Here is a 15,854-nt window from a genome sequence, read left to right on the forward strand (position 1 = left end):
TCCTTTCCCCCGTAGGGCGTATGCGGTATTAGCAGTCGTTTCCAACTGTTATCCCCCTCGACTGGGCAGATCCCTAGGCATTACTCACCCGTCCGCCGCTCGCCACCTCAGAAGTAAACTCCCTTGTGCTGCCGCTCGACTTGCATGTGTTAGGCCTGCCGCCAGCGTTCAATCTGAGCCATGATCAAACTCTTCAATTAAAGTTTTGTTGCTTCCGTCTTGCGACTTCAGCGGCTCAATGAATTCTACTGTTTTGATTCGCTTTGCTCACTAAGAAGCATCGCGTTTCAATTCATACATTACTGTATGTACATATTACTATGAACACTCAATCATGCTTCCCATTAAGGAGAATGACTTGAAAACATTGATTTAAATTTTTGACTGCCAACCCGAAGGTTAAGCAGTTTCGATTAACTCAACACCTGTGAGTGTCCACACAGATTTGCTTGATAAATTGTTAAAGAGCATGGTTATCAGCTTATTCAGCGTTTAACCCTTGACCCCGCTGGGTCAGTGGATGCGCATTATAGGGATGTCAGATTTTACCGCAACCCCTTTGGCGCGAATAATTACGAAAAACGATTCAAGCGCACACTTTTTAAACTAAAAGTGTGTTTTAACGCCAATATTATCGAATCTATGCTGAATTAAGGGCAAAGATGAGATTAATCCAGCGCTAGAAATGACAAGAGCCAACCTATTGGTTAGCTCTTTATGCCATGTTAGATCGCTTTTAACGCAAGCTTCCATTCAACAAGAGCAACAACCCACGCTACTGGCTACTGTGATAGTAGCTACTTGAGATGAACTTATAAGCAAATGTTTATCTGCTTATAAGTAATAGCGTAGCGACTAGCCTAGGCTTTTTAAGTAAGACGGCACATCGGCAATACTGTCGAGTACCACTGTGGCATCACTGTCATCAGCAATAACCTTACCACTGCGCACTAATATGCGTGTGGTCACGCCCGCCGCTTTCGCTGCCTGCATATCTTCGGCTTTGTCGCCAACCATGACTGAGTGCGCTAAGTCGATTTTTAAGAATTGCGCCGCATCATTAAGCATACCCGGCTTAGGTTTGCGGCAATCACAATCGACCTTATATTCCCCTATACCTTTTTCGGCATGGTGCGGGCAATAGTAAATACCATCGAGCTCGACCCCTTTGTCGGCAAAGTTCCAATCCATCCACTCCGTTAAGCTGTGGAATTGGTCTTCAGTGTACATCCCACGGGCAATACCGGATTGATTAGTGACGACAACTAACTTGTAGCCCATTTCTTTTAAAGAGAGGCAAGATTCAAACACACCGTCAATATATTCGAAGTCATCCACTAAGTAGACATAACCATGGTCTTTGTTAATCACACCATCACGGTCTAAAAATACTGCTCGACTCACTGTAATACTCCCAAATCGCCTAAGGCGTTATCGCGCTATTATTCCATTCATTATCAGAAATTGCACCGCGAAGTTATGCTTTTTAGCGCTAAATTGCGCGTTAGTGATATTTCGTGGCTGTACAGGCAAATCTCTATGCACAGCTTGTGTCTATGCGAGATAGCAATTGTTCCACCAAATTAGAGTCCAAAAAAATCCAGCAGTGAAATGTGTAATTACACTGTTTTAATCAAAATACTCAATCGAAGAAGCTGAACAGCGTTTTTACAAATAATTGCCACCGTTGCCATCGAAGCCGCTCGCAAGGAATGCGCTTCAAATCGTAAGAGAAAACTACAAAAAAAACCGTCTTTTGGGCATTGTTAGTCTCTGAGATGCTGCACTCAATCAAGCATTTCCCTTTATTTGTGGTGTTTTTAACGGTAATCTTGGGCAAATAACGAGAAAATACCCGAAATAGACGGAAATAATGAGTCGAACTACGCCTATCGTCCACAAAACCCGCACCCAGTTAGTTGTGGAAGTGCTCAGAGAGAGAATTCTTTCAGGTGACATAGCCGCAGGAGAACCCCTCAGACAAAGTGCCTTGGCTGAAGCGTTAAATGTCAGCCGTATTCCGGTGAGAGAAGCGTTATTGCAACTCGAAGCTGAAGGACTCGTTAAGTTTGAGCCCCATAAAGGTGCGACTGCGACAGTTTTATCCGTCGAACAAGTCACCGAACTCTTTGAATTACGTGCAATGATCGAAACCGATCTGCTTGCGAAAGCGATCCCACGACTTCAAGAGGCTGATTTAGAAAAAGCAGAACGTGTACTCGAGCAATTGGAGTCGGCCTTCAAACATGAAGATGCCGTCGCCAGTTGGAGCGAGTTGAATACGCAATTTCACACTTGCTTATATCAAGCGGCTAATCGTCCACACACCCTTGAGGTTGTTCACGGCCTCAATACTAATTGTGATAGATACATTCGTTTGCAGTTATTGCTCGCGGGGGGAATTCCTGCCGCAGAGCATGAGCACAGGGCTTTGCTCAACCACTGCAAACTGAGAGAAACAGAAAAAGCGACGGCGCTACTGCGTCATCATATTCTGCATGCCGCAATGACAATTCGAGATCTCGTCGCCAAACAGGTGGTCTAGATCACGGACGGCCATTAGAGTTGCCGATAAGCTTTGTTGTCGATTCAAGGCAGCGCTTAGGTTCTGCCTTTTTTATTTGAGAGAAACCACCATGCAGTACGCCACTATCACAGGTTGGGGCAAATGTGTTCCACCAGCCACGCTGACCAACGATGATCTTGCTACCTTTATCGAGACATCCGACGAATGGATTAAATCTCGCACAGGGATCAGCCAACGCCATATCAGTCATGTAAATACCTCTGAACTTGCTTCAGTTGCAGCACAACGTGCGCTCGCAGCAGCGGGTATTGATGGCAGTGAAATCGACATGATCATTCTGGCCAGTGCCAGCCCAGACACTTTGATCCCAAATATTGCATCCACTGTACAAGCTAATATTGGCGCCAGTTGTGCAGCATTCGATATCAATGCTGCCTGCAGTGGCTTCTTATATGGATTAGGTTTAGCCAGCTCACAAATCAAGAGTGGCCAGAGCAAGAAAGTATTAGTCATTGGTGCTGAACGTTTATCTTTCTATTTAGATTGGTCACGCCGCGAAACCGCAGTGCTATTTGGTGATGGTGCGGGTGCCGTTGTGGTTGAAGCGACAGATGTTGCCGGTGGCGTGCTCGGTTATGAGCTAAATAACGATCCTGAAGGTCGTGATATTCTGAAAGCAGGCTTTGGCACGGCGATGGACAGATTCTCAGCCGACTCATTGGACTTTTTCATTGAATTCGATGGCCAAGAAATCTTCAAGCGTGCGATTAACGGAATGAATAAATTGAGCACTAAAGTGCTTGAAAAATGTGGTGTTGATAAGGATGAAGTGGATCTCGTGATCCCGCATCAAGCCAACGAACGTATTATTGATACCTTAGTTAGCCGAATGAAAATCCCGAAAGAAAAAGCCTTCGTGAACATCGCTAATTATGGCAATACCTCGGCGGCGACGATTCCAATTGCTATTTGTGATGCGTTAGAACAAGGCATTATCAAGCCGAATCAAACCATACTCTCTTGTGCCTTTGGCGCTGGCTTAACCTCTGCTGCACTCTTGCTGCAATGGGGAAATCGCGTCACACCTATCAATATCAGTGATGCCGAGTTACCGCCTTGCGATAAAACAGGCATAGAGTTAGTCAAACGCGCTGTAGATTATTTTTGTAAGCCGTAAACGGTTTTTGCAAAACGATTACATAGTGTTTCACTAAAACAAAAAGCCATCTTAATCGATGGCTTTTTTAGTATATGACTACAGAGCTTATTCATTCAGCTTGCTAATGATCATCTCATCCCAATAGATAGCTTGATTAAAATGTTCGGCGAGTTTTTGATTTAACTCGTTAAAGCCTTTAATCACGCCTTCGCTGCCACTAATACAAGACCAGACAAATCGATGGCAATTATTGTCGAATAAATCATATTCCAGATACTGATAAATCGCCTGTTCAGCACGGGGCAACACAGACTCGGCAATAAGAGGCTGATGTTGGTGATTACAGGCAAGATAGATTTGGCTACCGGTCCGTCCCGCTAAAAAACGCTTTACCGATACAGCCCGCACCAGCCCTGAGCCATGTAACTCTACGAGGCAATCATCACCAAGCCAAATACCAGTATGCTCAATCACACCAAAAACATAACAACAGACGATACTGCCTGGGATTGGCGCAACTTGTTTTAATCCCTTTTGCCATTGACTCGGCGGTGCCACCATAGCGCGATTGGCAACGGGGTCTTACCGAGTAATCTGTCACGCTCAAGTTGCTGACGCTGCTCGCGCTCATCGGCCAGCAAAACCGCACCGATTACGGCACCACCCACCCAAAGTAAAGGTAACGGCATCATATTCTCCTACACACTCAACTTAGTAGAGTGAAGTACAAGTTGGTTGGATTGCCAAGTTAACGGCAGGTTGAATTTGAACAGAGGATTAAATGTCAACTGAGTTTAGCTTGTCAGTGATTAACCTAAGATGAAATCAAAGTGAAATCAATCCATCTCAAATGGATTCACTCACCACAAAGAGTGATTTCTGTTAACACTGACTAAGTCGATTTTTGCAGTAAATCAGCCACAGTAAGCTTTGCTGCACCGCCCATGGCGGCCATTTGCGCGAGTAATAATTCCCCACAACCTAAGGCATCGGTCAGCGCGCTATGGGCCGCATAAATAGGTAAACCATAACGCTCGCGACAAGCGCCAAGGCGCAAACTCCCCTCTTTAATCACTGAGTGCTCCCGTAGTAAACGGTGCTTTTCAACCATTAAAGTATCAATTGCAGGTAAAGCAAGGGCTTGATGATAAATCGTCAATAAATCCTGCTGTAAAAAACGACAATCTAAAGGGGCATGATGTGCCACCAGCACGCGTCCATAGGTTTGATTGATAAACCAGCCCATGGCTTCCTCAATGGTGACGGCTTGTACCAAATGATTATCAAGAATGCCGTGGATCGTCGCACTTTGGCCTACACTACCGCGAATTTGCACTAACTTTTGCTCGGCGCGTGCCAACGGGATCTCACCGCGCTCAATCGGCACCAATCCAATGCTGAGAATTTGATCTTGCTGTGGATTGAGCCCTGTCATCTCCAAATCCATCGCCGTTAACGGCGCTTCGGATAACGGCATTGCCAGTAGAGGCAACAGCGACTGATAATAGCCTTTAAATAAATGATGTTGGCAACGCAGCGCCCGCCAATTGAGCTGAGTTTTCAGCAACAATGTATTCATATCAAAAGCTTCGCATAAATTTCATCTTCATCCCCGCCTGCGCCTCATGTACGACTTTAAAAGCGTCACGTAACTGATGACGAACCAGCGAAGATAAATGCCCAGGCAGCAAATAATTACTCACCTCTACCCCTTGATTATGTTGATAACCTTGGTTCGATAACCGCATATGGGCGATAAACTCATGGGCATCAGCCAAATTGAGCGCATCTTGCCGATTGAGAATATTCGCATCCATCAAGGCACGAATACGTTTTGCAGTATTCACTTCTTTAATGCCCGCAGACAAGGCATAAACACGGGCAATATCGTTGATCAAAGCATTGCCCTTATGCTTCAAATCTATGCCTTTAACTTCACTACCATCCCGCTCGAGTACAAATTTGCGGAAAAATCCTAGCGGCGGTGACTCCACCAACGAATTGCCTGTCATACCCGCGAGGAAAATATCGTTATCGCGGGTTTGAGCCAAGACTTTATCCTGTAAGGCATCAAACAGGGTTTGTGGACCGTAAACCGATCGCATATCGAAGAAAATGCTGGCGTGCATTAACGCCTTAGGCTCAGGCGTTATGACCCATTTTTCAAATACCTGTTGCCACTGTTTGAGTGACATCCGCCATTGAGGATTTTGCGCCATAATATTGCCGGGACAAAATTCATAACCACATTGGTCAAGCCCTGCGCATACGGCATGGGTTAAGGCATCAAAATAACCTTTAGCAAAATCATCCATCTCTTCTGCGACTAACAAGCCATTATCTTGATCTGAACACGCAGCCTGATCTTGTCGTCCCTGGGAGCCAAATGCCAACCAGCAAAAGGCCATCGGCGGTTCACCAAGCAATTGTTGATTGAGCAAGATTAATCGCCGCGTCAGTGCATCGGTGACAGAGGTTAACACTCGGCCAATTTCTTCAGCTCTGGCATCGGCACTAATAAGATTTTGCAGCAATAGGGGAATTTGCTTACTGACGCCAATTAAACTGGCAAGATCCTGCTGCCGTTCAATCTCACCAATCAACAGTAGCGGTTGTGAGCCCTGCCCACGCAAAATGTCAGTACTGGTCACCATACCGATAGCTTTATCTTGATCGATAATCGGTAAGTGATGAATGTTATGCTCACTCATCAGCAGCATAGCTTCAAAAATCAATGCATTGGAGGAAATCGAGATAGGTGAAACGGTCATGGCTTGATGCACAGCAACGCTGCCATCAAGCCCTGCTGCTAACACGCGATTACGCAAATCCTTATCGGTTAAAATGCCAACCAATTTATGATTATCCGTCACCAATAAGGACGATACTCGGCGATTTCGCATCAAGAGTGCCGCCTGAGTCACGCTAGCTTGGGCATCAATAACGATGGGAGTGGAAGACATTAACGTGCTGATCCGACTTGTGGTCGTCAGATCCTTTGCCTTAAAGCGGGCCTCATGGCGTAAACGCTTTGCGAAGGCGCGGGTAAAAAACTTATCGAAGTGACGACTCTCACTCCTAAGGCTATCAAACAAGGCTTGGGGCAGATGATAAACTAGACCGTCTTCAAGAATAGCGACTTTATTAACGACTTTTTCCCCTGATAACAAAGTAGAAAAGCCAAAAAACTCACCCTCGCCCACTCTATCCACCAACACGCCGTCAGGATCGCGCACCTCAAAGGCGCCGCTACGCACCATATACAACTTAGGCGAATTCGCGTCGAAATTAACATAACCAGAGGCTTTGCTGTAATACCCAACAGTAACAGCCTTAGCGCAGCGCACGACGACATCCTCAGGCAGAGCATCAAAGGGCACAAGTCCCTGTAGAAATTGCACTACGGGTTGTAACTCACTGGCATTCATAGGCAACACCTTTTTAGGCGAATTTTTACTGAGATGTCATCACTATAGCCTGCATTGTCGCTACGCTACATTCGACTAAAGTCAGCCGCAAGCATAATAAAGTGACTCCCCACAGAGTGATAAAGGCAGGCCAAAAGAGGCAATAAAAAAAGAGCGCCGAAGCGCTCTCTTGTGTTGGTACTCACCATTACGCAGTAAGGTTAGTGGCCGCTTGCTTCACCCGAACCTTTAGGGAAACGAATCGATTCAACCATCTCCTGAACATGCAGTGGTGTTGCCGCAGTGACTCGACTCACTATCGCTGCCACACCGAAGTTCACTAACATGCCTACCATACCAATACCTTCTGGTGAAATACCGAGGAACCAGTTAGCAGCTACGTTAGCCGTTGGATCAACAAACTTGAAGTAGATGATATAACCAGCAGTAAACAGTAGACCCGTTAACATACCGGCAATCGCACCTTCTTTATTCATTGTCTTAGAGAAAATACCCATAACAATGGCAGGGAACAGTGAGGAAGCCGCCAATCCGAAGGCGAATGCCACCACTGCCGCCACGAAACCAGGAGGGTTCACCCCAAAGTAACCCGCAATCACAATGCCGATACCTGCCGCCAAGCGAGCGTATAGCAGCTCTTTTTTATCGGAAAGGTTAGGCATTAAATTCTTTTTCAATAGGTCGTGTGAAACCGACGTTGAAATCACCAATAGCAAGCCTGCAGATGTTGATAACGCAGCAGCTAAACCACCCGCCGCCACGAGGGCGATAACCCAAGCTGGTAAATTAGCGATTTCTGGCGTAGCAAGTACGATAATATCGTTATCAATCTTCATTTCATTTTTGCTAGCGGGATCTTCAATCTTACCTGACGAATAGTAAATTTTACCGTCACCATTTTTGTCATCCCACTTAATCAAACCGGTTTTTTCCCAGTTCTTAATCCAATCTGGTGCAGACTCATAAGCCACACCTTTAGAATCGGGACCGTTAATAGTTTCAATCATGTTCACGCGGGAGAACGCTGCTAACGCAGGCACTGTGGTGTACATAATCGCAATAAAAACAAGCGACCATCCGGCAGTGATACGTGCATCTTTCACCTTAGGTACAGTGAAGAAACGCACGATAACATGGGGTAAACCCGCAGTCCCCACCATCAAGGCACCCGTAATACAGAACACATCTATCATGCTCTTAGAACCGTCGGTGTAAGGTGCAAAGCCGAGCTCAACCGAAACGTTATTGAGTTTTTCTAACAAATACACACCGCTATTATTGCCAGCGGCATCCAGTAACTCAGCACCAAAACCAATTTGCGGAACTAAGTGGCCTGTCATCATCACTGAAAGGAAAATAGCCGGAACCATAAAGGCGAAAATCAGTACGCAGTATTGGGCAACCTGAGTGTAGGTAATCCCTTTCATACCACCGAGTACCGCGTAGAAGAACACGACCGCCATACCAATATATACGCCCGTATCCACCTCCACTTCAAGGAAACGCGAGAACACAACACCCACGCCACGCATTTGCCCTGCAATATACGTAAAGCAAATAAAGATAGCGCAGATAACCGCGACTGTGCGTGCCGCCTGTGAGTAATAACGCTCACCGACGAAATCTGGCACAGTAAACTTACCAAATTTACGTAAATACGGTGCCATACAAAGGGCAAGTAATACGTAACCGCCCGTCCAGCCCATCAAGTACACGCTACCATCGTAACCGACGAAAGACACAATACCCGCTAACGAAATAAATGACGCCGCTGACATCCAATCTGCCGCCGTTGCCATACCGTTCACCACAGGGTGAACACCGCCACCAGCAACATAGAACTCTTTAGTTGAACCCGCACGGGTCCAGATTGCAATCCCAATGTAGAGCGCAAATGAGAGCCCTACGATAATATATGTGAGTGTTTGAACATCCATCTCAAAGCTCCTTAGTCTTCTTGTACGTTATATTTTTTATCTAAGGCGTTGGCTTTTGCCGCGTAGACAAAGATAAGCGCAACGAATACATACATAGATCCCTGTTGTGCAAACCAGAAACCTAATTTGAATCCCATGAAATGGACTTCATTGAGTACATCAACCAATAAAATGCCGCATCCAAAAGAAACTGCCGCCCAAATGGCTAATAAGCTCAGTACGAGACGAATATTCTCGCGCCAATAACCCTTTGCCTTGTCGTTGTTTTCAAAACCCATAGTGACTCCCCTGTGCTGTTTTAATTTTAAGTCATGTTTAATCTAGCAACAGCTGGTGTGAGCACAATCACGACTTTCGTCTAACCCGTGATTCAAAACACTGTCCGAAAATAGCGAACAGAAACAAATTCAAAGAGTTAACAATGATATTACATTTTGATGCGGTTTTAACTTTTTAAACAGATTAGACCAATGTCGAACATGGATGAGTGGGATGTGAATGGAGAAAGAGGATTTTCATCCAATAAATAGAAATAACTTATTGTCTGAACTAGGGAAATTAGAAATTTAAATGACCTTTAATACAGCTCTAGACTGGCTAAAAATCAGATGATTTAAGATTTTTAACCTAGATTATTGAGAATTTTAATCATGAGTTCCTCAATTAATTAGAGACGTTAAATCTCTCATCAAACCTAGGTCAGGCCAATTGCTTACCGTTTTATTTCATCATGTTATTTCGTCAAAATGTTAGGGTTTGACTCACAGTCACCTTGCAGGTTTACAACAAAAAATAACCCAGCCTATGCTGGGTTACTCAATCTACCTTGAGGAAACGTGACTAAGCGTTACTCGCAACAAGCAACTTTCATCGCATGATACATCGCGCGCCGTCCGTCTATAAAATGCCGTTACTTCGCAGCTAAAAACTTCACTAACGCCGCCAATTCTTCTGCGGTATGTGCGGTTGAGGTCAGCATATAACGGCCATTAACCAGTAATGACGGTACCCCCTTGATCCCAGCAAGCTCAGCTTGAGAGTCATAATTCATTAGGGTGAATTTAGCATCGACGGAATTCATCGCGGCATCGACATCATCCACCCTAGCGCCTTGGGCAATGAAAAAGGCTTTTACTTGCTCAAGGGTGGTAAATTGCTCACCTTTCTCATGAATTTGCTTAAAAATGGCACCATGGGTTTGCTTAGTCATCTTTAATTTTTGCTCCATATAATAGGCAAACTGGCTCAATTCCCAAGCGGGACGACCTGCACCAACGGGGGTACGCTCAAAGGCCACATCTTTGCCAAGCAGCTTTACTGTCGACTCAATGAGCGGTTCTTGCTTATAGCAATGTGTACAGTTATAAGAAAAAAACTCCCGCAGCACTGGCTTTTGCGTTTCGGTAATGCCCGCCACAGTGACATAATCCTTGCCTTCTTCGAAACTTGCAGCCTGCAGGGCAAAGCTGGCACTCAGCATTAATCCGCACGCAAATACTGCTATAGGTCGAACTCGATTAAACACGCTCATTATATTGTCTCTTTTTATTCGTCGTTTGTTTAAATAAGGATTACACATTTGCTCAAGCAAACTTGGGACCCAAAGATAACCTAAAAGTTCGACTTTTACCTTTTACAGTAATGAACCTTTCTCAACATGCCGCTAGCATATCCAGCGGCGAAACATACTGATATCGAAAGCCTAAATCTGTGACAATCGCGTCAGCTTGGATGACTTTACTCGGCATAGATTGTTGATTAAATTCTGGCGCGACTAAACCTAGAGATTCGGCAGCAGCTTGATAAAACTCAGCTTTAGTCGGATGTGAAGGTGCGCAAAGATTATAAATCGGCGCCACTGATAATCCAGAATGAGTTGCAGCGAGAATTGCGCTAACGGCGCGCACACAGTCGCTAAGATGGACTAAATTTACCGCGACATTCGCTCCACTCACATCGGTTTTTCCAGCAAGAAAACGCCCAGGATGACGTTTAGGACCGACGAGTCCAGCAAAACGAACGATACAGGTATGGGGCAATGCTTGAAATAAAGCTTCAGCATCTAACAGCACTTGGCTATCGCTTGATTCTGCCATCGCATCGGCTTCTGTCATCAATTTATCTTGGGTCGGATATACGCCCGTAGTGCTGATAAACACAATCCGCTGATATTGCCAGCCTTGAGTTAATGCGATGAGTTGTTGTAATTCTTCAAGATAAGCGGCATTACCACGCTTTAATCGGGGAGGAATATTGACCACTAAATAATCGGTCTGAAATAAACCGCTTAACGCCTGAGCATCGGGGGCAGATGATGCTTCGTGGCCCAACTGCAGCGGATAGGCTTCAATCCCGACTTCAGTTAATACCGATAATTCTTCGGCACTGCGCTTACAGCCAGTGACTCGATAGCCCTCATGGACAAGTTGCTTTGCCAAAGCAAAACCAAACCATCCACAACCGACCAAAGCAACACTGGATTTTACTGCGCTGTTTTCTGCTTTTACATTCGCCATATTAGCCCTAAGGGAATCACATCAGCGGATAGAATACGGAACTTAGCGCATAAGATTCAAGTTTGTAGCGAACTAAAATAAAAACTAATCCCTTTATCGACTTGTAAGGTACGAATCGCCCCCTCGGACAACTCTTCCACCTTGATGGCTTTTTGTACTGTCACGCCTTCATTACTTAAAAAACGCAGCGATGGTTCACTGCCATCCTCTTTGCAGGCCCACACTTGGGGTTGACTCACATCTTTAGTCGTCATCATGACTTTTGCGATACAGCCATCGGAGAGTTTCACTATGGTTCCTGGTGGATAAATACCGAGAATTTTAACCAAAATAGCGATTAAAGATTCGGCATGTTTAGTGGCCCGATTCTTAAACAAATAACCTAAAGCGACTTGAGGGGAGGATATTTGTTGACCACTGAGCTGTTGATCGTAGTCATTTGCCAAACTTACGATCTGCGTAATGATAGGAATTTTATGGTCAGTTAACCCATCAGGGAAACCTGAACCGTCAATAAACTCATGGTGGTGTAGCACAATGTGTAGTACTTCTTTAGGGAATAATCCGGAACGATTGAGCATGTCATAGGCGAAATTAGGGTGCATTTGCAGATAATTTGACTCATGAGGTGTTAAGGCTCCACGCTTACGGCGAATAACATCAGGTACCTTAAGTTTACCAATATCATGTAACAAACTACCAAGAGCAATATCACGCAATTCCCTTGGGCTTAAATCCAGCGCATGGCCCATCATCATTGCCAACACTGCGACAGACACCCCGTGTTGGGTCACACTGACATCGTTATCATCCATTCCAACCAAAGTGAGGAAAGGTTTTTCAACTTCCTGTAGATGGCTGAGCAAGTCTTCTACCAATGACGCCGACAATCGATAGGCACCTTCGGGATCACTGGCTATCTTGCCAAATACATTTCGGCAGTTATTTACGTTCTCAAGGAAACGCTTTTGGCTTAAACGTATCGCCTTACGGGTATCGGCCTTAAGATCTCGCTCAGGTGGAATTTCAATTTCATCTTCAACATCCTCATCTTCCCTAACTGTCTCCGATCCAGGATTCAATTCAGATAACAAAAAAACATAGGGAACGCCTAAGCCACGGATCATTTCGATTTGAGCGGCACTGCTAATATCAACACGGTTAAATAAAAAAGGGTGGTTCGTCCATGACAAAGGCAACTTGACTCTCATGCCAAGTTGAATTTCTGACAGTAACAACTTTTTTTGAGGTACTTTTGCCACGCAATATGACTCCTTTCAAATGTAATGTGGATATAAACAGATGGCCTCATCTGCGTATCCAACAGGGCACATTTAAGCTAAGTACATATAACTATAGATGATTCAAAGCATTCAATGGAGAAATAAGGTAAAAATCCTTATCAAACTGAGGGATAGAACACATCGTCATGTGCCCCACCGCTCAGAACTAAATAAAGTTATTATATAACAATACGATAAAAACTAAGGCTGAAGTTCTTTAGCTTCTTCTTTTGGCCAATCACGGAGGTAATAACTGAGTCGCTTCGATTTAATAAGATAAATGCTCGACCAAAACAACATTAAAGCGTCTAAAGCAAGACTCCAATGAAACAGAAATTGGCCATGGATTAACCGCTGACCCAACAAGACGCCATCAATAATCAACAGCAACCACAACCCCCATTTTAAATGCACAAAAATCGGTCTTAACCATTGGGGCGAACGGCGACGCTCAGCAATCACCACAAGATAAATTAAAACCGCGCCAAGTCCCGCCCCGAGTGCTAACAAAAAATCTGACTTTTCAGGGTAAAAAATCCGCACTAACTCAGAACGATCACCCATCTGAGTCAGCGAGGCGATAAAAATACACCAACCACGCGCGAGATAAGCCAAAAGCGCATATAAAAAGATGGGCGGTTTAATGTGGCCTTTATCATCGAGCCAAGTGATGTGACTAAAATTCAAATAGGTTTCCAATCAGCAAAATCTAAAACAGCATATCAAGGAGATGGTGCCAATCGCAGTTAATTCAATAGCCAAAGCAGATAATCTTTCCGCACCGTGATTATTTTCAGACAAAAAAATAGCGCCTTGGGCCAGGCACTATTTAATATCGGCTATTCGGCGGTATTCACTCCTCGATACAAGGCTGCAGCCGCTACAGCCAGCATTGAATCAACATCAAGCCAACGCTCTCTCAACTGACGCCAATCAAGCGTTGGCCGCGAGAAGGGCTAACAACCCATCTTCATCCATCACTTTAACACCAAGCTCCTGCGCTTTAGCCAGTTTTGAACCTGCCGCCTCACCAGCCACTAAACAATCGGTATTTTTGGAAACACTGCCTGCCACTTTCGCCCCCAGCGCCTGCAACTGCGCTTTAGCATCATTGCGATTGAGCTGATTTAAGGTGCCAGTCAATACCCAAGTTTGGCCTTTAAGCGGCTGTGCATCTGCACTAGGTGCTTGAATGGCGGGCCAATGCACACCTGCAGCAACTAAAGCATCAATAACTTCAAGGTTATGGGGCTGGGCAAAAAAATGGGCCACATGCTGGGCAACGACAGCACCAACATCTTCCACTTCGGTTAACTGCTCCACAGTTGCCACCCGCAGCGCATCTAGACTGGCAAAGTGCGCCGCCAGGTTTGCTGCCGTCGCCTCGCCCACTTCGCGAATACCTAAGCCATATAAGAAACGCGCAAGAGTGGTGGTTTTGGCCGCTTCAATCGCGGCAGCTAAATTGGTTGCCGACTTCATCCCCATGCGGTCAAGCATAGTCATCATGGAAGCGGTGAGCTTAAACAGATCCGCAGGACTTTGAACTAACTCTTTATCAATCAATTGCTCAACGACTTTGTCGCCCATACCATCGATATCTAAAGCCTTGCGGGAGGCAAAATGCTTAATCGCTTCTTTACGCTGCGCTTCGCAGAATAAACCACCGCTACAGCGCGCCACCGCCTCACCTTCGAGACGCTCGACTAAACTGCCGCATACAGGGCAATTGTGTGGGAATACAATATCAGTCGCTGTTTCAGGGCGTCTTTCGGGCACTATGGCAACAATTTGTGGGATCACATCGCCAGCGCGGCGGATGATCACTGTGTCACCGACCTTAATGCCTAAACGGGCAATTTCATCGGCATTGTGCAGCGTCGCATTCGATACCGTCACGCCACCAACAAACACAGGCTTTAAGCGCGCGACTGGCGTCACAGCACCTGTGCGGCCCACTTGGAAATCAACCCCTTCGAGCAGAGTCATTTCTTCCTGTGCAGGGAATTTATAGGCAATCGCCCAGCGGGGAGATTTAGCCACAAAACCTAAACGTTGCTGCTGGGCAATATCGTTAACTTTCATCACTACCCCATCAATTTCAAAGGCTAAATCGCCGCGACGAGTAAGAATGTCTTTGTAGTAGTCATAGACTTGGCTTAGTTCAGCGCAGACTTTGATTTCACTACTTACGGGTAAACCCCACGACTTAAGCTGTTGCAACTGTTCAAAATGGGTTTTAGCTAACGGATGGGAATCGGGCTCAACAACCCCTAGCGCATAGGCATAAAAAGCCAATGAACGGGCAGCGGTAATTTTACTGTCGAGTTGACGTAGGCTACCGGCTGCTGCGTTACGCGGATTAACAAAAAGTTTTTCATCCTTGGCGCGTGCTCTATCGTTCAAAGCCTCAAAAGCAGCTTTTGGCATAAAAGCCTCGCCGCGCACTTCAACGAGCTCGGGAAAATCATGACCACGTAATTTAAGCGGGATCGATTTAATGGTTTTAACATTTTCAGTGATGTCTTCACCCACTGAACCATCGCCGCGCGTCGCCGCACGCTCAAGCACACCATGGCGATACAAGATACTCACGGCAAGGCCATCAAGTTTAGGCTCACAACAAAAACTCACCTCACCCACTTTATCAGTGACACGCTTATGGAAAGCACTGAAATCCGCCTCATCGAAGGCATTATCTAGGCTCAACATAGGCTTAAGGTGCGTGATTTGCTCAAACTTAGCCAGTGCCAATCCGCCCACCCTTTGAGTCGGTGAATCAGCGACAATCAAATGGGGATACAAGGCTTCTAACTTGAGTAAACGCTGCATCAACCTGTCGTACTCAGAATCGGTAATGCTCGGAGCATCGTCCACATAGTAACGAATGTTGTGCTCGTTCAGCGATTGGCTGAGCGCCTGCATCACCTGCGATGCGTTTTCTGGGGTGACGTCTTTAGACAGAAGTGTATCGAGTTGAATGTCTTGCATATTCTTTATCCAG

12 protein-coding genes, 1 rRNA gene and 1 pseudogene are annotated in these 15,854 nt (G+C 45.5%); 2 read left to right on the plus strand and 12 right to left on the minus strand.

What is annotated here, in order from left to right; genetic code table 11:
* Positions 1-200, minus strand: a 16S ribosomal RNA gene (locus KO533_RS08965); the annotation flags it as partial.
* 655 nt (positions 201-855) lie between these two features.
* Positions 856-1,404, minus strand: a complete 549-nt coding sequence (gene gmhB, locus KO533_RS08970) for a D-glycero-beta-D-manno-heptose 1,7-bisphosphate 7-phosphatase (RefSeq protein WP_219253763.1) — start codon at positions 1,402-1,404, stop codon at positions 856-858.
* Positions 1,405-1,873: 469 nt separating this feature from the next.
* Here gmhB and KO533_RS08975 point away from each other — a divergent pair, with 469 nt between their 5' ends.
* Both KO533_RS08975 and KO533_RS08980 read left to right on the plus strand, forming a co-directional pair.
* Positions 1,874-2,545: a GntR family transcriptional regulator gene (locus KO533_RS08975; RefSeq protein ID WP_028760950.1), complete on the plus strand. Its 672-nt coding sequence runs from the start codon at positions 1,874-1,876 to the stop codon at positions 2,543-2,545.
* A 91-nt stretch (positions 2,546-2,636) separates the two neighbouring features.
* Positions 2,637-3,704: a ketoacyl-ACP synthase III gene (locus KO533_RS08980; protein WP_028760951.1), complete on the plus strand. Its 1,068-nt coding sequence runs from the start codon at positions 2,637-2,639 to the stop codon at positions 3,702-3,704.
* An 87-nt stretch (positions 3,705-3,791) separates the two neighbouring features.
* Here the strand turns inward: KO533_RS08980 and KO533_RS08985 are convergent.
* From KO533_RS08985 to ligA, 10 genes and pseudogenes are all read right to left on the minus strand, one after another.
* Positions 3,792-4,375 (minus strand): annotated as a pseudogene (locus KO533_RS08985) (lecithin retinol acyltransferase family protein).
* A gap of 203 nt (positions 4,376-4,578) precedes the next feature.
* A complete protein-coding gene (locus KO533_RS08990) occupies positions 4,579-5,265 on the minus strand; it encodes an exonuclease domain-containing protein (protein WP_219253765.1) in 687 nt (228 codons plus the stop codon).
* A gap of 1 nt (position 5,266) precedes the next feature.
* A complete protein-coding gene (locus KO533_RS08995; RefSeq protein WP_168824135.1) occupies positions 5,267-7,114 on the minus strand; it encodes a DUF294 nucleotidyltransferase-like domain-containing protein in 1,848 nt (615 codons plus the stop codon).
* Positions 7,115-7,314: 200 nt separating this feature from the next.
* Positions 7,315-9,051, minus strand: a complete 1,737-nt coding sequence (locus KO533_RS09000) for a sodium:solute symporter family protein (RefSeq protein WP_105252157.1) — start codon at positions 9,049-9,051, stop codon at positions 7,315-7,317.
* Positions 9,052-9,062: 11 nt separating this feature from the next.
* A complete protein-coding gene (locus tag KO533_RS09005; RefSeq protein WP_006082142.1) occupies positions 9,063-9,329 on the minus strand; it encodes a DUF4212 domain-containing protein in 267 nt (88 codons plus the stop codon).
* A 632-nt stretch (positions 9,330-9,961) separates the two neighbouring features.
* On the minus strand, positions 9,962-10,582 hold the full coding sequence (locus KO533_RS09010; protein WP_219253767.1) for a thiol:disulfide interchange protein DsbA/DsbL: 621 nt from the start codon (positions 10,580-10,582) through the stop codon (positions 9,962-9,964).
* 121 nt (positions 10,583-10,703) lie between these two features.
* Positions 10,704-11,567 carry an NAD(P)-binding domain-containing protein gene (locus KO533_RS09015; RefSeq protein WP_198572821.1) on the minus strand — a complete coding sequence of 288 codons (864 nt, stop codon included), beginning with the start codon at positions 11,565-11,567 and terminating at the stop codon, positions 10,704-10,706.
* Between the two features lie 56 nt (positions 11,568-11,623).
* A complete protein-coding gene (locus tag KO533_RS09020; RefSeq protein ID WP_219253769.1) occupies positions 11,624-12,829 on the minus strand; it encodes an HD-GYP domain-containing protein in 1,206 nt (401 codons plus the stop codon).
* A 222-nt stretch (positions 12,830-13,051) separates the two neighbouring features.
* On the minus strand, positions 13,052-13,537 hold the full coding sequence (locus KO533_RS09025) for a DUF2919 domain-containing protein (RefSeq protein ID WP_131523553.1): 486 nt from the start codon (positions 13,535-13,537) through the stop codon (positions 13,052-13,054).
* A 246-nt stretch (positions 13,538-13,783) separates the two neighbouring features.
* Positions 13,784-15,841: an NAD-dependent DNA ligase LigA gene (gene ligA, locus KO533_RS09030; RefSeq protein ID WP_105252152.1), complete on the minus strand. Its 2,058-nt coding sequence runs from the start codon at positions 15,839-15,841 to the stop codon at positions 13,784-13,786.
* Positions 15,842-15,854 lie beyond the last annotated feature (13 nt).

The organism is Shewanella sp. NKUCC05_KAH (assembly GCF_019345585.1).
Taxonomy (GTDB): domain Bacteria; phylum Pseudomonadota; class Gammaproteobacteria; order Enterobacterales; family Shewanellaceae; genus Shewanella; species Shewanella oncorhynchi.

Excerpts from the sequence above, each read along its gene's own strand:
- KO533_RS08990 (WP_219253765.1), bottom strand. The coding sequence starts at position 5,265 with ATGAATACATTGTTGCTGAAAACTCAGCTCAATTGGCGGGCGCTGCGT.
- KO533_RS09015 (WP_198572821.1), bottom strand. The coding sequence starts at position 11,567 with ATGGCGAATGTAAAAGCAGAAAACAGCGCAGTAAAATCCAGTGTTGCT.
- ligA (WP_105252152.1), bottom strand. The coding sequence starts at position 15,841 with ATGCAAGACATTCAACTCGATACACTTCTGTCTAAAGACGTCACCCCA.
- KO533_RS08980 (WP_028760951.1), top strand. The coding sequence starts at position 2,637 with ATGCAGTACGCCACTATCACAGGTTGGGGCAAATGTGTTCCACCAGCC.
- KO533_RS09010 (WP_219253767.1), bottom strand. The coding sequence starts at position 10,582 with ATGAGCGTGTTTAATCGAGTTCGACCTATAGCAGTATTTGCGTGCGGA.
- KO533_RS09005 (WP_006082142.1), bottom strand. The coding sequence starts at position 9,329 with ATGGGTTTTGAAAACAACGACAAGGCAAAGGGTTATTGGCGCGAGAAT.
- KO533_RS08995 (WP_168824135.1), bottom strand. The coding sequence starts at position 7,114 with ATGAATGCCAGTGAGTTACAACCCGTAGTGCAATTTCTACAGGGACTT.
- KO533_RS09000 (WP_105252157.1), bottom strand. The coding sequence starts at position 9,051 with ATGGATGTTCAAACACTCACATATATTATCGTAGGGCTCTCATTTGCG.
- KO533_RS08975 (WP_028760950.1), top strand. The coding sequence starts at position 1,874 with ATGAGTCGAACTACGCCTATCGTCCACAAAACCCGCACCCAGTTAGTT.